Genomic DNA, 17,863 nt, shown 5'->3' on the forward strand with positions numbered 1-17,863 from the left:
GTTTCATGGATACAGCTGCCGCACCGCCATTGCCCCCCTATCAAGGCATTGCACTCGACCATGTCAAGCTGGTACGCACCAGTGACGACGCCAGGGCAGCCATGGCCGCCCTGCTGGCAGCGGACGCCATTGGCTTCGATACGGAATCGAAGCCGACGTTCGTCAAGGGCGAGTCCTCCACGGGGCCACACCTGATCCAGCTGGCCACCGACGAGATTGCCTACCTGTTCCAGGTGGGCGCCACGCCGCCCCTGGCCGAACTGAAAGCCATCCTCGAATCGACCACCACCCTGAAGGTGGGCTTTGGCCTGTCCGACGACGTCAAGCGCCTGCGCAACAAGCTGGGCATTGTTCCAGCGCAAGTGCTGGACCTGTCTGTCGCCCTGCGCGGCGGCCAGCGCAACGATCTGGGCGCCAAGACGGCCGTGGCCAAATTCTTCGGCCTGCACCTGCAGAAGTCGAAAAAGATCTCCACCACCAACTGGGCTACGTCGCGCCTGACGGAAAAGCAGATCCTGTATGCCGCCGACGATGCGCAAGTGGCCCTGCGCGTGTACCGCCGCTGGATCGCCGACGGTGGCAAGGTGGCGCCGCAAAAAGCGCCACGTGCCAGCACACCACCGGCCACGCCGCCTATTACCGCCTGAGCCGGCGTGCCGCCCTGCAGCATGAGCAAGAACAAATCCATCGGCACCAGCCTGGCAGCGATCACCGCTGCCGAACAGACGCTGGGACGTCCGCTGCCCGCGTCCTACGTGCAATGGTTATTGGAAAACAATGGCCGCGCGCTGGGCGCCTTGAACGTGTTTCCCGTCTACGACGCGAACTGTGCGCGCAAGACCTGGGAATCGATAACACGCCACTACAACACGAGCTGGAAGGAATGGCTGGAGAATGTGGATGGCGGCAACGATGCGGGTGAGCTGCTGCCCTTTGCCCAGTTCGGCGCCGGCGACTATTACTGCTTTGACTATGCGCAAACGGGGCCGAGCGGTGAAGCAGTGGTCGTGCTGTGGTCGCACGAAACAGGCGCCACCAGCTCGGTGGCGCCCGACTTTGCCGCATTCCTGGCACTGCCCGGCCGCCCGGGCTGAAACCCGGCAACCAGCACAACCTTATTTGACGAGGCGCAAGGTCAATGGATAACGGTAAGTGATGCCATTGCTGGCTTTGACTGCCGCGACGATCGAGCACACCAGGTTGGCCAGCGCCACTACCCAGAACAGGAACAGGCCAATCAGCACGAACGACAGGATGAAGCAGGCGAAATACCAGATGATCAGGGTGATCTGGAAATTCAGCGCTTCGCGGGCGTTCTCGGCCGAGAATTTATCCGCATCATCTTTCTTGATCAAATAAATGATCAGCGGCGCCACCCAACTGGTGAACAGGCCGCCAACGTGGGACAGGATGGCCAGCGTCGTATCTTGCGTACGAGCCACTTCCGGCTGCATGTTATCCATTATTATTCCCATCATTAGTTATAGATACACCAATATAACAGTAATATTTCTTTTTGAAATGAAACACTTGCTGGCGCAAGGGACTTTTTTTCACGCGCCCCTATGCCGCCGCCAGCGCCAGCCGCCCAAGGGTAGCGATGGCCTCTTCCAGCTGCGGACTCCACGGGTGGCCGTAATTGAGGCGGATACAGTGGCGAAACGCGCGCGTGGCGGAAAAAATGGGGCCGGGCGCGATGCTGATGCCTGCCGCCAGCGCGCTGCGGTGCAAGGCCAGCGCATCGACGCCGGCAGGCATTTCCACCCAGACAAAATAACCGCCCTGCGGCCGCGTGACCCGCGTGCCGCGCGGAAAATGCACGGCGATGGCTTGCAGCATGGTGTTTTGCTGTGCCGCCAACGTCAGCCGGAGCTGGCGCAAATGGCGGTCGTAGCCACCTTGCGCCAGGTAATCGGCCAGTGCCATCTGTAGCGGGATCGGCGCCGACAGGCTGGTGGTCAGTTTCAAGCGCTCGACCTGGCGCGCGTAGCGGCCCGCCACGGCCCAACCCAGGCGGAAGCCGGGCGCCAGGGTCTTGGAGAACGAACTGCAATGCATGACGAGGCCAGCGCTGTCATGGCTTTTCGTCAGGCCCGGGCGCTGCTTGCCAAAATACAACTCGCCATACACATCATCTTCGATCAGCGGCACGCCATGGCGCGCCAGCAGGTCCACCAGCGCGCGCTTCTTTTCCGGCGGCATCAGGCTGCCCAGGGGATTCTGGAAACTCGTCATCAGCCAGCACGCCTTGGGCTGGTGGCGCTGCAACAACTCTTCCAGCGCCGCCAGATCGACGCCGTCACGCGGGCTGGTGGCGATCTCGACGGCCTTGAGTTCCAACCGCTCCAGCGCCTGCAGGCAGGCATAAAAGCTGGGTGACTCGATCAGCACCGTGTCGCCGGGCCGCGTGACGGCTTGCAGGCACAGGTTCAGCGCCTCCAGCGCGCCATTCGTGATGACGATGTCGTCGCTGGAGACGAGCACGCCGTCAAGCTGATAGCGCAGGGCGATCTGGCGGCGCAATTCTGCATTGCCCAGGGATAAATCCGTAACCGTGCTCCACGGGTCGAGACGGCGCATGCTGGCCGAAACGGCCCGCGCCAGCCGTTCCATCGGGAACAGATGGGGGCTGGGAAAGGCCGAGCCGAAGGGCACGATATCGCGCGCACCGACGGCGCCCAGCACCTCGAAGACGAGGTCGCTGACATCGACGGTGGTGCTGGCGTCGAGCGGGCGCGAACTGTCCGGCTCGGGCGCCAGCGCGGCGCGCTGCGGCGCCACGTAATAGCCGGAGCGGGGACGCGAGACGATCATGCCGCGCGCTTCGAGCAAATAATACGCCTGGAACACCGTCGACGGGCTCACGCCCCTGCGCGCATGCTGCTGGCGCACGGAGGGCAATTTATCACCTGGCAGCAACAACTGCGTGCTGATCATGGCGGCAACTTCTTCCGCCAATTCCTCATATCGTTTCAACCCTGCTCCTCAAACTGATCCGTAGTTTTATTGCACAACTGATCCTGTCACGATGACAGTGCCCGGTATATGCTAGGGTAACAACATCCGGGCAGCAACACCGGCATATCACCGACCGACGAGACAGCTTATTTTCCCATGCGACTTTCCATGCTACTGCATTCCCCCCTCGTGCTGATGCTGGTCCTGGCCTCCGCCTTGCCCCGCATGGCGGAGGCCGCACCGGCCACCCTGCCAGCGGGCCACGACAGCCTGGAACAGCGCATCAAGGCCTGCACGGCCTGTCATGCGCAAAAAGAGCGCCATGACGCCTTTTTCCCCCGCATCGCCGGCAAGCCGGCCGGCTACCTGTACAACCAGCTGCTCAATTTCCGCGAGGGAAGGCGCCAGTATCCGATGATGAATTACATGGTCGAGCACTTGCCGGACGATTACCTGCGCGAGATCGCCGACTATTTTGCGGCGCAGCACCCTGCCCCGCTGCCGGCCCAGCCCAGCAGCGCCGGCACGACGGCCCTGGCGCGGGGCAAGCAACTGGTGCTGCTAGGCGATAGCGCGAAAAAAATCCCGGCCTGCATCGCCTGCCATGGCCAGCAACTGGCTGGCGTGGCGCCTGCCATTCCCGGCTTGCTGGGCTTGCCGCGCGACTACATCAACGCCCAGCTGGGCGCCTGGAAGAACGGCATACGCCGCGCCCATGCGCCCGACTGCATGGCGCAGGTAGCGCAGCGCCTGTCGGACGCGGACGTGGGTGCCGTCTCGGCCTGGCTCGGCACGCAGGTGGCCAGCGCCGATGCGCGTCCCGCCAGCAGCATTGCCCTGCCCTTGCCCCTGCATTGCGGCGGCGTGCCGGGCTCCGGCGCGCAGGTGGCACCATGAAAAAATGGATGATCGCGGCCGGCCTGGTGCTGATCGCTGGCGGCAGCGCCAAATTCCTGCTGTACCCGGATGACGACATCGGCCCGCCCGCCGTTGCCAGCACCTTGAGCCGGCAGCAGCTGGTCGCGCGCGGCGCCTACCTGGCCAAGGCGGGCGACTGCATGGCATGCCACACGACACGCGGCGGCGTGCCGTACGCTGGCGGACGGGCCTTGCAGACGCCGTTCGGCAAAGTGCTCTCGCCCAACATCACGGCCGACAGGGAAACGGGCATCGGCAGTTGGACGGCCGACGATTTCTGGCGCGCCATCCACAACGGCAAGTCGAAAGATGGCCGTTTGCTGTACCCGGCCTTTCCCTACACCAGCTACACCAAGGTGCGGCGCGAAGATAGCGACGCCCTGTACGCGTACTTTCAGAGCGTGCCGCCGCACAGGCAGGCAAACGCGCCGCACGCGCTGCGCTTCCCCTACAACCAGCAAATCGCGCTGGCCGCCTGGCGCGCGCTGTACTTCAAGCCGGGCGTGTACCAGCCGCTGACGACGCAAAGCATGGAATGGAACCGCGGCGCCTACCTGGTGCAGGGCCTGGGCCACTGCAGCGCCTGCCATAGCAGCCGCACCACCCTGGGCGGCAGCAACGACGGCCTGTCGGGCGGCCTGATCCCCGTGCTGGGCTGGTACGCACCTTCGCTGACGTCGGACGCGGAAGCGGGCCTCGGTGACTGGGACACGGCGCATATCGTGGAATTGCTGCAAACGGGCGTCTCGCCGCGCGCCACCGTCTTCGGCCCCATGGCCGAGGTGGTGCGGCAAAGCTTGCAATACATGGGCACCACCGACCTGCAAGCGATGGCCGTGTACCTGAAAAGCTTGCCCGGCCCGGCGCAGGCGGCGCCACGGGCGCCGCGCGAGACATCGGAACAAGCAAGGCAGCAACTGGCGCTGGGCGCAAAACTGTATGAAGCGCAATGCGCAAGCTGCCACCAGGCCGACGGCAAGGGCGTGCCGCCCGGCTACCCGCCGCTGGCCGGCAACCGCGCGCTGACGACGGCCTCGGCCGTCAACGCCATCCGCCTGGTGCTCAACGGCGGTTTTGCGCCGGGGACAAGCGGCAACCCGCGCCCCTACGGCATGCCGCCGTTCGGCCCCGTCATGGATGACGCCGAGGTGGCAGCCGTGGTGACGTATCTGCGCGCTTCCTGGGGCAATGACGCGCCGGCGGTGTCTGCGCTGGAAGTCAATAAATACCGCAGCGTGCCGCTGGAGTAGCAGGCATGAAAAAGCCGGCTCGCGCCGGCTTTTTCATGAACCACAGCAATTCTCAGCGAAACTTGCTCTTGTGCCCCGTCTTCAAATCCAGCGCATAGCGCACACCGTTGTCCGTCAGCATGACTTCATCGGGCGGCTCTTCGCCGGCCAGGGCGCCGTCGATCAGGGGCAAGCCTTCGCCCTTGCGCATCAAGTCGTCACAACGCTCATACGCGTTCACGCAGCCCGTGGACGCCATCAGCGATTGCACGATGGCCACTTTCCACGCATCGACGCCACCGGCATTGAATTCGCAGATCAGATAGCCTTGCACGCCGCCAAACAGCTGCACCACCAGGCCCGGCAAGCCCTCGTCTTCGCCCTTGATCAGGGTCAACAGCTGGTTCTCGCCCGCCTTCTTGATGGCCGGCAGCTTTTTCTCGATGGCGGCCTTGACCCTGCGCTTGATCAGCGCGTGGTCGACCGGTTCGTCTTCCTTGAAGCTCCAGATGCGCGCGCGGATCTGCGACTTCGAATTGTAGGCGGCGCGGGCGATGAACTGCTTGGCCGAGCTTTGCACGATGGCCGTCGAGCCGGGCTTCATTTTTTCCTGCGGCTTGCCTTCGACTTTTTCAATCGCGGACGCGTAAATCCACGATTGGCCCAGCAAGCTCTTTTCCTTGCCCTGTTTGATGGTGATGATCAGCATGTAATTCCAGTAGTGTGGCCGGCGCGTGCCGGTCGTCGTATGTCCAATACCCGCATGATACCTCATGCCATCCTGTCGCATCCTCCCGCATTCTGTGCCGCCGCTGCCGCAGTCTGTCGCAGCACGGTACGCAGGCACCACCGGCTGGCATACCATGCAGGCAGTCCAATTCAAAACAGGGAGCAAGAATGACACAGCCACTTTTCCACCTGCGCCACCGCCGCCACGCTGGCGCCGCCCTGCTGCTGGCCGTCTGCGCCCTGGCCATCCCGGCGGCGCCGGCGCTGGCGTCGCCGCTCGACTGGATCTCCAGCAACGGTATCCAGGGCAGCGGCAAGCTGCAAAAACAGACGCGCGAAGTAGGCAGCTTCCATGGCGTGGCGCTGAATGTGCAGGGCACGGTCGAATTGCGCATTGGCAACACGGACAGCATCACCATCGAGGCCGACGACAATATCCTGCCGCTGATCGAAACGGTGGTGGAAAACGGCACCCTGCGCATCCGCCCCGCCAGGCGCAATACGTTTTTCCGCCAGAGCAACCTGACCATCGTCATCCAGGCGCGCCAGGTGGAGCGCATCAGCGTGGGCGGCTCGGGCAGCATCACGGCGACGGGCTTGCGCGCCGACAATCTGCGCTTCGACGTGGGCGGCTCCGGTTCCATCAACGCGCGCGATCTCGACAGCCGCCAGGTGGCCGTGGCCATCGGCGGCAGCGGCAACTTCAAGGCCAGCGGCAAGACGGAGCAACTGACGGCATCGATCGGCGGCTCGGGCAATATCCAGGCGGGCCGCCTGGCCGCGCGTGAGGTGCAGGTAAGCATCGGCGGCTCGGGCGAGGCGGAAGTGTGGGCTAAGGACGACTTGACCATCAGCATAGGCGGCTCGGGCGAGGTGAGCTACTACGGCGATCCGCGCATCAGCCGCCGCATGCAACGCTCCAGCAGCATCAAGCGCCTGGGCAGCGCGCCGAATTAAGCGCCTGCAATGACAAAAGCCCGGATCGCTCCGGGCTTTTGGCGTTTCTAACGGTCAGAATCAGCGCGCCGGCTTCACCGGTTCGCGGTCGATCAAGACCGTGTTGACGCTGTCGGTCAGCCAGATCTGGCCATCCTGGATCGTGCATTGCAACTGCATGTTGCGCTGCGCCAGCTTGCTCATGTCTTGCGCCGCCTCGGATGGCAGGTTGATTACGGTCAAGTTCTTCGCCCGTTCCAGTTTGTTCGCGATTTGCTTCCACCAGATATGGCTGGTTGCGCCATAGCTGTAGACGATCACTTGTTCCGAACGCCCGCACGCCTTCAGGATACGCTTTTCGTCGGGCTGGCCCACTTCAATCCACAGCTGGATGGCGCCCGTCAGGTCTTTCTGCCACAGGTCGGGTTCTTCCGTATCGAACAAGCCCTTGGTGAAAGTCAGCGCCTCGTCGGCGTGGATGGCGAACGCCAGCAGGCGCACCATCATGCGCTCGTCCGTTTCTGACGGGTGGCGTGCCAGGGTCAGCGCGTGATCCTGGTAATAGTTACGGTCCATGTCGGCGATCTGCAGATCGGCTTTGAAAATTGTTGCTTTAAGGGCCATCGTGTTTCTGTCTCGGTAAAGTGGATGTCAATATTGTACGGGCGACGGCATCAGCGGAACACTACCGTCTTGTCGCCATTTTTCAGGATGCGGTGTTCGACGAACCATTTCACGGCGCGCGCCAGCACCACGCACTCGACGTCGCGGCCGATGGCCGTCAGCGTTTCGGCATCCATCGCATGGTCGACGCGCTCGACATCCTGCTCGATGATCGGGCCTTCATCCAGGTCGCCCGTGACGAAATGGGCCGTCGCGCCGATCAGCTTGACGCCGCGCAAGTGCGCCTGCGCATACGGCTTGGCGCCCTTGAAGCTGGGCAGGAAAGAATGGTGAATATTGATGGCGCGGCCGTCGAGCGCCTGGCACAGGCCGGGCGACAGGATCTGCATGTAGCGCGCCAGCACCACCAGGTCGATCTTGTGCGTGTCCATCAAGTCGATGATCTTCGCTTCCTGCGCCAGCTTGGCCGCTTCCGGCGCGCCAGCCGCCAGCGGCAGGTGGTGGAAGGGAATATTGTAGCTGGCCGCCAGCTGGTAGAACTCCATGTGGTTCGATACGATGGCGGGGATTTCCACGTTCAGCAAGCCGCTCTTGTAGCGGAACAGCAAATCGTTCAGGCAGTGACCAATCTTCGACACCATCAGCATGACGCGCGGCTTGACGCGCGCATCGTGTAATTGGCCATTGAGCTGCATGGCTTGCGACAGGTCGGCGAAGTCGCTGCGCAACTGGGCGTCGCTGATGGCGCCGTCTTCGAGCGCGAAATGCACGCGCATGAAGAACAGCTGGGACTCCTGGTCGCCGAACTGGGCGGAATCGATGATGTTGCAGCCGTGTTCGGCCAGGAAGCCGGATACGCGGTGCACGATGCCGCGCTGGTCCAGGCAGGACAGGGTCAGGATGTATTCGGGATGCGTCATGGTCGCGGAATAAGGCAAAAAAGGTGGTCTATGCTCGGCTCAGCCACGCGCGCCGGCCATCGGCTGCGCTGCCGCGAGCTGGCTATTGTCGCACGGCAGGGCCTGTAAGCCAGCATTTTCCACACAAGCAGCATGACTGCCAGCGCTGGCAAGACGATTGTCGTTCATTTGATCTGGCACAAAGTCATCGCGATTTTCCACCTGCCAGCTGCCATTTCCGGGCTAAACGGGCATCCGGCGTGGAACCTGGCACGCCATTCGGCGTCTATCTCTTTGCTTGTCTCCGCATACGTCGCATCCGGTGCGCCGGGTGTTTCCTGGATCAGCTTTTCATTGAGGTAGAACATGTCCACAAACAGTCTCCCCCCAAGTCCCATCCCCGCCCTGAAGTCCCATCTGGAGGCCCAGTGCAACTTCGCCACAGACCTATCGCGCAAGCTGTTCGACACGGCGCAGCAACTGAGCGAGCTCCATCTGCGGCTGGCGCAAGAGCTGCTGGAGGAATGGAGCAGCGCCAGCCAGCAACTGCTGTGCGCGCGCGACACGGGCGAGTTCATGTCGCTGGCCGCTGCCCAATTCCAGCCGGGCAGCAACAAACTACGCCAATACCAGCAGCGACTCGGCAATCTCGTCGCCAGTGCCAATGTCGAGATGAACCAAACGGCACAGTATCACCTGCCCGAAGCGAGCCGCACAGCCGTGGCCTTTGCTGACGAAGTGGCGCGCAAGACGGCGGCAGAAACGGAAAAGGCCACGCAGCGCCAGCGCGACATGATCGAGAAAATGCACGCCATGGAGCACCGCGATGGCGCGGGCCACAGCGGCGATACCAGCAGGCAATCCGATCAGGTGCATTGAACACTTGAATTGAACACCAGACCCCACCCGACAGCAAGGAGAGCGACATGGCTAACAGTAATGAGCAGGGCAACGGCGCTGGCAGCAGCCAGAAAACCAAGGAATCGGGCAACGCCAAAGGAACGATCAAGCGCGGCTTCGCCGCCATGAACGAGCAGCAGCAACGCGAAATTGCCAGCAAGGGCGGTCAGGCAGCCCATCAAAAGGGCACGGCGCATGAATTCGACTCGGAAGAGGCGCGCCGGGCCGGGCAGAAAGGCGGCGAAGCCGTCAGCCGCAACCGTGTACACATGGCGGAAATCGGCCGCAAGGGTGGCGAAAGCCGGCAATCGGCCCAGCGCGCCAATGAAAGCCGCAGCAGCAGCACGGCAGGCAGCGGCAGCGCCGAGCAGCAAGCCAAGGCGAGCCGGCAAGGCAGCAAAGACGAGGACGACAAGGGCCAGGGCTAGTGCTGACTGGCTGACCTGCCACGCACGGCTTGAGGACGGCACGGGGCGGCGCTGGCGGCCCCATGCCGGGGCCGGCGCAGCGCGGGGGGCGGCGGTATGGTACATTCTCGCCTTCCCCGCCACCCCGCCCTTCCCCGCATGCAGCCATCCCTGAAATACCTGAGCGCCTATTCCGAACAAACGCAAGCGCAAGTGCAGCAACTGATCGCGCAAGACAAGCTGGGCGAAGTCCTGTTAAAACGCTACCCGAATGCGCACGATGTGCGCAACGACAAGGCGTTGTACCAGTACGTGCAAGACTTGAAGAATGAATTCCTGCGCAACGCCGAGCCCATTAACAAGGTGGCGTTCGACAGCAAGATCCACGTGATCCAGCATGCGCTGGGCTTGCATACCTCGATCTCGCGCGTGCAGGGCGGCAAGCTCAAGGCCAAGCATGAAATCCGCGTGGCCACCATGTTCAAGGAAGTGCCGCTGGAATTCCTGCGCATGATCGCCGTGCACGAACTGGCGCATGTAAAAGAAAAGCAACATGACAAGGCCTTCTACAAGCTGTGTGCGTACATGGAACCGCAGTACCACCAGTACGAATTCGACGTGCGCCTGTACCTGACCCAGCTCGACCTGTCGGGCCAGCGCCTGTGGTCGTGACGGCCGGTGTCGACCGGCGTGAAAAAGCCGCCTGGTAAAAGGCGGCTTTTTTTCGTGTGCGCCGGCAGGGTCGGCGCTAATTCAGGCTCAGGCGGCGTTCTTGCGGCGGCGCAGGAAGGCCAGCAGGCCCAGGCCGCCCAGCAGCATGCCATACGTGGCCGGTTCGGGCACGGCGCTCACACTGGCGGCGATATTATCGACCTGGAAGGTGTGCAAGGCGCCTTCCTTCCACGATGCCGACACCAGATTGTCGAAGCCCGTGAACGTGTAATCGCTGAAAGTATGGCTGCCATCGAGACTGAAGGTCTGGGTCACCGTGCCGCCGCCCACCTGATGGCCGACAAAGGTCACGTCGTAGGAACCGGGCAAGCTCACGAAGTCAGCCAGGCTGATCGAGCTGAGCGAGAATGCAGCACCGTCGGTACGGCTCAAGGTTGTCGTCGACAGCAGCGTGGCGCTCAGGCCGGCCGAGCCCGCGTAGGCCAAGCTGCTCTGATGCGCAGAACTCAACAGACCCAGGAAGCTGCTGTTGAAATCGTAGCCGCCTTCCGAGTAGGAGGGGAAAAGGGAACCGAGGATGCCGGGCTGTTCCAGCGCATCGAAGCCGATGGTAGTGGTTTGCGCGTGGGCGCCGCCAGCGGCGAGAAGGGCAGCGACAGCAGTCGCGCGCAAGAGGGTCATTGGTTTCAAAATAGCATCCTTTCGAGATGATGAAGTAGCGTGGTTGCGGCAACTGGAAACGGATCGGCACCTTTTTTTGGGAGTCCGTACAACACTCGTCGGTGTCCGATATTCCTAACTTTTGAACCATGCCAGTAGACCACATCCATGCATAAAAAGCATCTTAATTTTCAAAAAAACATGCCTCGAAGGAAATATTTTAGATATATTTTTATTAATTGAAATGTTGAGCGCGATCAATTTTCCCGTGCGGAAACAAAAAAGCCATGCACTTTCCAAGGCATGGCTGTATCGCAAGGCATCGACGACGCTAGGGCGCGCAGTCCTTCAGGCGCTGCACCAGCGCGGCAGGATCGGCATCGGCGTTGAGGAAAGCCGCGTGCTGCGGGCGGATGAAGCCCTGTTCCCTGCCGTTTTCCACGAAAGCAATCAGGCCATCATAGAAACGGTCAACATTGAGCAGGCCGATGGGCTTGGCATGCAAGCCCAGCTGGGCCCACGTGAGCATCTCGAACAGCTCTTCCAGGGTGCCATAGCCGCCGGGCATGGCGATGAAGGCATCGGACAGGCTGGCCATCATCGCCTTGCGTTCATGCATGTCCTTCACGATGAACTGACGCGTCAAGCCCGTGTGGCCCACTTCGCGTTCAACCAGCTGGGTGGGAATCACGCCCGTCACCTCGCCACCGAGGCGCAGCACTTCATCGGCGATCACGCCCATCAGGCCGACCTTGCCGCCGCCATACACCAGTGAGATATTTTCCGCCACCAGCACGCGCGCCAGTTCGCGCGCCGCCACCGCATAGTCGGGCGAGACACCCGCGTTAGCGCCACAGTACACACATAAAGCCTTGATCACAGTATTTCCTACCCTTTCAGTTCATCGATCGCCGCCTCGACCTCGAGGCGTTCCTTGGCGTCCAGGGCCACACACTCGGCCGCCTTTTCATACAGGGCCAGCGCTTCCGCCAGCTTTTTCTTTCCGTCGAGCATGTTCAAGGCCCGCGCGTACTCGCTGTGCGCCAGCGCCGAATACGGCGTCAGGGCCAGCGCCGTCTTGAAGTGCTGATAGCCATCTTCCTTGTTGGCGCCGTAGGTCAGGCCGCCTATCATGGCGCCGACCTTGTCGATAATTTCCGCATGATATATCCCAAACGCGATATGCGCTTCCGCATGCATGGGCGCCATGGTCATCGTGCGGTCCAGGCTGTTGCGCACGCGCGCCCCCATGCCCTGCGCCAGGGCCTTGACGACGGACGTACCCAGCGCGTAGCGGCCCAGGCTGTAGGCATGCCAGTAGTAGCCGGCCGGATTGTCCGGCTGCTCGCTCTGCTGGCGCTCGCAGCGCTCGGCCACTTCTTCGTACATGTCGAGTTTCTGGCTGTCGTTCACCTCCAGGTGCGTGGCATAAATACAGGTCGCCTTGTGCGCCACCGCATAGCCGGGCACGCCGACGGCCAGGCCCAGCTTCACGGCGCGCTCGAAGTCGCCCGCGTGGAAGGCCAGCCAGGCCTGCACCAGCGCCGCGTGCGTGGGAAACGGTTCCACGTCGCCCGCATGCAGGCGCGCCCAGGCTGCCTCCAGGGTTTGCGGCGTGTAGACATATGCTTCGCCCGGATAGGGGAATTGTTTCCAAGCCATACATTTCTCCTGTAAATAAGCACTTGCCGCCAGCGACCGTGTCAGTCTTTCTTGAGTTTGGTCACATACTCTTCCGACAGTTTGCGAAACAGCAAATGCGTTTCATTGCGCAAATACGGCCCGATCAGGGACAGCACCTGGTAGCAGCCGCGCGCCAGCGCATCGGACATCGATTGCTGCTCGCTGTACTTGCGCGGGTTGCGCACATACTCGTACGACAGCCAGTAGGTGGCAACGACCACCATATTCGTCGCCATGGCAGCGACTTCCATGTCCGACGCCTCCAGGGACTGTTCGCTGCGCAAATCTTCGCACAGCTGCGTGGCCACCTTGATCTTGTGCGCCAGGATCAGCTTGAAGTGCAGTTCCAGCTTGCGGTTGCGCGACAGCAAATCATTGAGGTCGCGATAGAAAAAGCGGTAGCGCCAGATCAGTTCGAACATCAGGTGCAAATACAGCCAGACATCCTCGATATTCGAGCGGCGCCCGTCAGGCACGGTCAGGATGCGTTCGATTTCCGCCTCGAACTGGACGAAGATCGAATTGACGATGTCGTCCTTGTTACGGAAGTGGTAATACAGGTTTCCCGGCGAAATATTCATCTCTTCCGCAATCACGGTCGTCGTGATATTCGGCTCACCAAACTCATTGAACAGGCGTAGCGACAACTCCAGGATGCGTTCGCGGGTACGGCGTGGTGCTTTTTGTAGCATGGCGGGCAATCTCTCTGTGTTCTGCCTCAAGCATACCACCTTAGATAGCCGTAATGAAACACGCCGCCCCACGGCGCCGGCGAAAAGTCCGGGCAAAAAAAAGCCTGCGCGAGCAGGCTGGAGGAAGGCTGCGCCGACTCAGGCTGGCGGCGCTTTTTTCTTCGCCGCCGCTCTCGCAGCAGGCTTGCTCACTGGCTGGGCTGCGGCGCGCGGCGCGGCCCTGGCTGCCGGCTTGGCCGGGGCCTTGGCGACGGCCGCTTTCGGCGCCGCTTTCACGGCGGGCTTGGCCCCAGCCTTCGGCTTGGGCGCCGGCGCAGCCTTGCCGGACAGCGCTGCCACCTGCAGGCTCAAGGCATCGATCTTGGCATGCAGCGCGGCGATATCGTTTTGCATGGGCACGCCGATGGTGGCCAGGGCACGCGCCACGCGCTCTTCAAATACCTGTTCCAGCTTGTCCCAGGAGCCGCTGGCCTGCTTGCCCACGCCATCGGCCAGTTTGCTGACGCTGTCGCTGACATCGGCCACCTTGTCTTCGGCGCGCTTCTGGAATTCCGTGCCGTCCTTCACCAGCTTGGAAAACACGCGCCCGCCCTCTTCCTGCGCCTTGGCGAAGGCACCGAGGCCCGCTTGCCAGATCTGCTGCGCGGACGCGCGCACGGCGCTCGCCAATTCCTTGTCTTCCGTCAACTCCTTCAATTTCTTCACCATCGCCCGCTCCCGTCATATGAAAGGCCATGCCACTTCATGGATGCTTTTTATTCTAGTGAGCAAAACTAGAGACGGGAGTCTAATTCGATAGAAAGCTGCTTCTAAACGTACGCCAGCGCACCCAATGGCCCGCCCCTAGGCGGCCGCTTTCACCGGGCCATGCAGCAGCTTGTGCAGGCGGAAGCCTTCGCGAATATTCTCGCGCAGCACAGCGCCTTTCCACGGCTTGGTATAGAAGCGGTCGACGGCGCCACGGTTGATGGCCGCCATGATGGGCGTCAGGTCGGCGAAGGCCGACAGCATGATGCGGAAGGTGGCGGGACACAAGTGCTTGACCCGCTCCATGAATTCGGTGCCGCTCATGAGCGGCATGCACTGGTCACAGAGGATCACCTGCACCTTGTGGCGCGCGAGGATGTCGAAGCCCTCGGCGGCCGTCTGCGCCGTCAGGATGCGGTAGCCGTCCTGCGCCAGGAAGTCGCTGAGCACGTCGAGCATGAAGACATCGTCGTCGACGATCAGCAAGGTTTGCTGTTCGTCGCCATCGGCATCCTGCGGCGCCTGCAGCAGCTTGCCGCCCATCAGCATCTGCTCGAATTCTTCCTGCGGCACGGGGCGGCTGAAATAATAACCCTGCATCTCGTCGCAGCCGTGGCGACGCAGGTAGGCCAGTTGCGCATCGTTTTCCACGCCTTCTGCGATCACTTCCAGCTTCATGCTGTGCGCCATGCTGATGATGGCCAGCACGATGGCCGCGTCGTCCGGATTGCTGGTCACTTCGCGCACGAAGGCGATGTCGATCTTCAGCTTGTCGATGGGGAAACGCTTCAGGTAGGCCAGGCTGGAATAGCCGGTGCCGAAATCGTCGATGGAAATCTGGATGCCCAGCGCCTTCAGGTTGCGCAGCACAGCGATGGTTTCCTCGGCATTCGACATCAGCGAGCTTTCCGTCAGCTCCAGTTCCAGCAGGTCGGGCGCGATATCGTGCTTGCTGATCGCCTTGAGGACCTCTTCTTCCAGGCCGCCGACGAAAAACTGGATACCCGACACATTCACCGACAGGTGTACGGGGCCGATGCTGCTGGCACACCACTCGCTGATCTTCTTGCAGGCTTCGTCCAGCACCCAGTTACCGACGCGCACGATCAGCCCCGTTTCTTCCAGCAGGGGGATGAACAGGGCCGGCGAGACCATGCCGTGGCCGGGGCGGCGCCAGCGTATCAGCGCCTCGGCGCCGCTGATGCGCCCCGAGATGATATTCACCTTGGGCTGGAAGAACAGTACGAATTCCTCGTTGTCGATGGCACGCCGCAAGGCATTTTCCATGTCCAGCCGCGCCATCGATTGTGCATTCATTTCCGCCGTAAAGAAGCGGAAGGCATCGCGCCCGGCCTCCTTGGCGCGGTACATGGCCGTGTCGGCGTACTGAATCAGGGTGTCCGCATCGACGCCGTCTTCGGGGAACACCGAAATGCCGATGCTGACCGTCACCGTCACCTCGTGGCCCTGCAAGTCGAAAGGCTTGCGCATCGCTTCGCGGATCTTGTCGACCACGCCCACGGCATGTTGGGCGCCTTCTGGCAGCACCAGGATGGTGGCAAACTCATCGCCACCAAAGCGGCCGATGGTATCGCGCACGCGCAGGCAATCGACCAGGCGGCTGGAAAACTGGCGCAGCAGGTCGTCGCCGATGGTGTGGCCCAGGGTGTCGTTGATATTCTTGAAGCGGTCGATGTCCATGAACAGCACGGCGACGGCCCACTGGTGTTCGGCCGCCTGCGACAGCGAGTGCGTCAGCGAGGCGTAAAACTGGCTGCGGTTCGGCAAGCCCGTCAAGGTATCGAAATGGGCCAGCTTCATCAGGCGCTGCTCGGCATCCTTGCGCTCGGTGATGTCGCGCGCCACGGCCACCAGAATCCAGCTCTGCCCCGAGCGCAGGGTACGCCGCTGCACTTCCACCGACAGCGGCGAGCCATCCTTGCGCTGCAGCTGCAATTCCGTCATCGGGCCGCCCTGGTCGCCGGCCAGCAGCTTGTTGTACAGCTCTTCCAACTGGGTCTCGCCCTCGTTCGCGCGCCCCGGCCCCACGCGCAGGAAATCCTCGCGTTCAAAGCCCAGCATGCGGCAGGCAGTCTGGTTGACGTCGACGAAGCACATGCCGGCGCGGTCGACGAGAAAAATCGCGTCAGCCGTGGCATCCATCGCCAGGCGGAAGCGGCGCAAGTCTTCATCGAGGCGGATGCGCGCCGCCATGTCCAGGGTCAGCTGCTCGTGGTGGCGCTTGATCTCGTCGTACAGCAGCAGGTTGTCATAGGCGACGGCGATCTGCGCCGCTACCGTGGCGGCCACCCGCTCGTCGACTTCGGAAAACTCGTTCGCCCCCAGCTTGTCGACCAGGTACAGCCAGCCGTGACTGCGCTCGCGCGAGGCGATGGCGACGCCCAGGAAGGAGTGCACGGGCGGGTGCGTGTCGGGCAGACCCAGCGCGCCGGGGTCGCCCTTCAAGCCATTTACACGGTAGGGCTGGCGCTGTTCCAGCAAGCGGTTCAGGATACCCGTGCGCGGTGCGCTGGCGATACGCTCGAGGTCTTTCTCTGCACCGCACGACGAAAAATAGCTGAGCTTTTCGGCGCCCTCTTCCAGCACGCCGATGCAGGCGTACTTGGAGACGCAAATATTCTGCGCCACCTTGCAACCCGCCTCGATCAAGGCGCGCGGATCGCGTTCTGCACCCAACTCGATGCCCAGTTCGATCAGGGCCGTCAGGCGCAGGCTCACCGCCTGCAGGCTCGACAGAGAACGCGACAGGCGCTCGGTCATGATGCCCAGGTCTTCGGGCATGGCGGCATGGCCTTCGCTCTGGCTGGCCAGCTGCGAAATCTGCTGGCTGCTGGACTCAACTTCGTCGAGGTAGCCGCTGACCTGGTGATCGATGCCGGCCAGCTTGCCAGTGGCGGGAGGGGCCGCACCATCGCCCGCGCCCGGCACAACGGGCGCCTGGGCGGCCGCCGGCATCAGTCCCAGCGCCTCATTGACCGTGCGCACGATCACCTCGGGGTCGGACGGCTTGGGCAACACCCAGCGCACGCCGCATGCCTGCGCCAGCAAGATCGCTTCCTGCTCGCGGTAGGTGGCCGTATAAAAGATGATGGGCACGTCGGTCAGCGCGGGATCGGCATGCACGCGCGTGACGAATTCGTAGCCGTCCATGTTCGGCATGAGGATGTCCGAGATGATCAGGTCCGGCCGCTCGGTGCGCAGTATCTCCAGCGCGTCGGCGCCATTGGCCGCCTCCAGCAGGCGGTGGCCGCCGTAGCCCAGCAGTGCTGTCAGGAATTCGCGATTCAGCACATGATCGTCAACGATCAAGATGGTAGCTATGTCGTTTTTAACTGGCGTCGACGGCGCCCCGGGTAAAAAAGATTCCAGCTCCGCCACGAACAGGTCCGGCTCAATCGGTTTGCCTATATAGCCATTGAAACCCGCTTCGAGCAGGCGTTCGCGGTCGCCCACCATGGCCAGCGCCGTCACGGCCAGGGCCGGGATCTTGCGCAGCAGCGGGTCTTTCTTCAGCTCGGCCACCACGCCATAGCCATCGAGCTTGGGCAAATGCACATCGCAGATGATCAGGTCCGGCAATTCGCTGCGTGCCATGCGCACGCCTTCTTCGCCGTCATAGGCGGCCAGTGGTGTGTACCCGAAGGCACGCAACAGGTACACCATCAATTCCATATTGGTGGCGTTATCTTCGATAATCAGGATACGTGCGGACAATTAGCACCCCCAATAAAAACTGCATGGACTCATTTTCTGCCTGCGTTCGATTTTCCGCATGCGCGGCCTACATA

Annotated in this window: 20 protein-coding genes; 8 read left to right on the forward strand and 12 right to left on the reverse strand. The window is 62.3% G+C overall.

The features are described 5' to 3' along the window. The first annotated feature begins 5 nt into the window (after positions 1-5). Both C8C89_RS22855 and C8C89_RS22860 read left to right on the forward strand, forming a co-directional pair. Entirely contained in the window at positions 6-647 is a 642-nt protein-coding gene (locus C8C89_RS22855; protein WP_101480423.1) for a 3'-5' exonuclease, read from the forward strand. 21 nt (positions 648-668) lie between these two features. After that, positions 669-1,094, forward strand: a complete 426-nt coding sequence (locus C8C89_RS22860) for an SMI1/KNR4 family protein (protein WP_133992724.1) — start codon at positions 669-671, stop codon at positions 1,092-1,094. A gap of 21 nt (positions 1,095-1,115) precedes the next feature. On the opposite strand, the gene C8C89_RS22865 is transcribed toward C8C89_RS22860, so the two are convergent. Together C8C89_RS22865 and C8C89_RS22870 are read right to left on the reverse strand one after the other, a co-directional pair. Then, the gene (locus C8C89_RS22865) at positions 1,116-1,463 is read right to left on the reverse strand and encodes a DUF4870 domain-containing protein (protein WP_208327750.1); all 348 of its coding nucleotides are present in this window, start codon (positions 1,461-1,463) and stop codon (positions 1,116-1,118) included. Positions 1,464-1,563: 100 nt separating this feature from the next. Further along, complete coding sequence (locus C8C89_RS22870; protein WP_133992726.1) at positions 1,564-2,976, reverse strand: PLP-dependent aminotransferase family protein; 1,413 nt, start codon at positions 2,974-2,976, stop codon at positions 1,564-1,566. Positions 2,977-3,126: 150 nt separating this feature from the next. Here C8C89_RS22870 and C8C89_RS22875 point away from each other — a divergent pair, with 150 nt between their 5' ends. Both C8C89_RS22875 and C8C89_RS22880 read left to right on the forward strand, forming a co-directional pair. Further along, positions 3,127-3,855: a c-type cytochrome gene (locus C8C89_RS22875; protein ID WP_133992728.1), complete on the forward strand. Its 729-nt coding sequence runs from the start codon at positions 3,127-3,129 to the stop codon at positions 3,853-3,855. Next, positions 3,852-5,126 (forward strand): cytochrome c, encoded by a 1,275-nt coding sequence (locus C8C89_RS22880; RefSeq protein ID WP_133992730.1) that lies wholly within the window; start codon positions 3,852-3,854, stop codon positions 5,124-5,126. Before C8C89_RS22875 ends, C8C89_RS22880 begins: the two co-directional genes overlap by 4 nt. 52 nt (positions 5,127-5,178) lie before the next feature. On the opposite strand, the gene C8C89_RS22885 is transcribed toward C8C89_RS22880, so the two are convergent. After that, a complete protein-coding gene (locus tag C8C89_RS22885) occupies positions 5,179-5,814 on the reverse strand; it encodes an SAM-dependent methyltransferase (RefSeq protein WP_133992732.1) in 636 nt (211 codons plus the stop codon). A gap of 188 nt (positions 5,815-6,002) precedes the next feature. On the opposite strand from C8C89_RS22885, the gene C8C89_RS22890 reads away from it, so the two are divergent. Further along, positions 6,003-6,791 (forward strand): head GIN domain-containing protein, encoded by a 789-nt coding sequence (locus C8C89_RS22890; protein WP_133992734.1) that lies wholly within the window; start codon positions 6,003-6,005, stop codon positions 6,789-6,791. A 60-nt stretch (positions 6,792-6,851) separates the two neighbouring features. Here the strand turns inward: C8C89_RS22890 and C8C89_RS22895 are convergent, their stop codons facing one another. The 3 genes from C8C89_RS22895 to C8C89_RS22905 all read right to left on the reverse strand — a co-directional run bounded on the left by C8C89_RS22895 (position 6,852) and on the right by C8C89_RS22905 (position 8,661). Beyond that, complete coding sequence (locus C8C89_RS22895) at positions 6,852-7,394, reverse strand: YaeQ family protein (protein WP_034758748.1); 543 nt, start codon at positions 7,392-7,394, stop codon at positions 6,852-6,854. Positions 7,395-7,444: 50 nt separating this feature from the next. Continuing rightward, positions 7,445-8,314, reverse strand: a complete 870-nt coding sequence (purU, locus tag C8C89_RS22900; protein WP_133992736.1) for a formyltetrahydrofolate deformylase — start codon at positions 8,312-8,314, stop codon at positions 7,445-7,447. A gap of 164 nt (positions 8,315-8,478) precedes the next feature. Next, the gene (locus C8C89_RS22905) at positions 8,479-8,661 is read right to left on the reverse strand and encodes a hypothetical protein (protein WP_166674834.1); all 183 of its coding nucleotides are present in this window, start codon (positions 8,659-8,661) and stop codon (positions 8,479-8,481) included. Between C8C89_RS22905 and C8C89_RS22910 the strand changes: the two genes are divergently transcribed. The 3 genes from C8C89_RS22910 to C8C89_RS22920 all read left to right on the forward strand — a co-directional run bounded on the left by C8C89_RS22910 (position 8,660) and on the right by C8C89_RS22920 (position 10,272). Next, complete coding sequence (locus C8C89_RS22910; RefSeq protein ID WP_133992740.1) at positions 8,660-9,172, forward strand: phasin family protein; 513 nt, start codon at positions 8,660-8,662, stop codon at positions 9,170-9,172. The two genes, C8C89_RS22905 and C8C89_RS22910, sit on opposite strands and share 2 nt — an antisense overlap. A 47-nt stretch (positions 9,173-9,219) precedes the next feature. Beyond that, positions 9,220-9,621 (forward strand): KGG domain-containing protein, encoded by a 402-nt coding sequence (locus tag C8C89_RS22915; RefSeq protein WP_101480414.1) that lies wholly within the window; start codon positions 9,220-9,222, stop codon positions 9,619-9,621. Between the two features lie 138 nt (positions 9,622-9,759). Beyond that, positions 9,760-10,272 carry a M48 family metallopeptidase gene (locus C8C89_RS22920; protein ID WP_096234633.1) on the forward strand — a complete coding sequence of 171 codons (513 nt, stop codon included), beginning with the start codon at positions 9,760-9,762 and terminating at the stop codon, positions 10,270-10,272. A gap of 87 nt (positions 10,273-10,359) precedes the next feature. Here the strand turns inward: C8C89_RS22920 and C8C89_RS22925 are convergent, their stop codons facing one another. The 6 genes from C8C89_RS22925 to C8C89_RS22950 form a co-directional block, all read right to left on the reverse strand. Next, entirely contained in the window at positions 10,360-10,953 is a 594-nt protein-coding gene (locus tag C8C89_RS22925; protein WP_133993630.1) for a PEP-CTERM sorting domain-containing protein, read from the reverse strand. 310 nt (positions 10,954-11,263) lie between these two features. Further along, positions 11,264-11,809: a TIGR00730 family Rossman fold protein gene (locus tag C8C89_RS22930; RefSeq protein WP_166674897.1), complete on the reverse strand. Its 546-nt coding sequence runs from the start codon at positions 11,807-11,809 to the stop codon at positions 11,264-11,266. Between the two features lie 11 nt (positions 11,810-11,820). Beyond that, positions 11,821-12,594 carry a hypothetical protein gene (locus C8C89_RS22935; protein ID WP_101480411.1) on the reverse strand — a complete coding sequence of 258 codons (774 nt, stop codon included), beginning with the start codon at positions 12,592-12,594 and terminating at the stop codon, positions 11,821-11,823. A 41-nt stretch (positions 12,595-12,635) separates the two neighbouring features. Next, a complete protein-coding gene (locus tag C8C89_RS22940) occupies positions 12,636-13,307 on the reverse strand; it encodes a TetR/AcrR family transcriptional regulator (protein ID WP_101480410.1) in 672 nt (223 codons plus the stop codon). Between the two features lie 138 nt (positions 13,308-13,445). Then, positions 13,446-14,015, reverse strand: coding sequence for a phasin family protein (locus C8C89_RS22945; RefSeq protein WP_133992742.1), 570 nt, complete (start codon positions 14,013-14,015; stop codon positions 13,446-13,448). Positions 14,016-14,150: 135 nt separating this feature from the next. Next, complete coding sequence (locus tag C8C89_RS22950) at positions 14,151-17,789, reverse strand: EAL domain-containing protein (protein WP_101480408.1); 3,639 nt, start codon at positions 17,787-17,789, stop codon at positions 14,151-14,153. Positions 17,790-17,863: the final 74 nt, after the last annotated feature.

The sequence above is a fragment of the Janthinobacterium sp. 75 genome, assembly GCF_004365495.1.
In the GTDB taxonomy this organism is placed as follows: Bacteria; Pseudomonadota; Gammaproteobacteria; order Burkholderiales; family Burkholderiaceae_D; genus Janthinobacterium.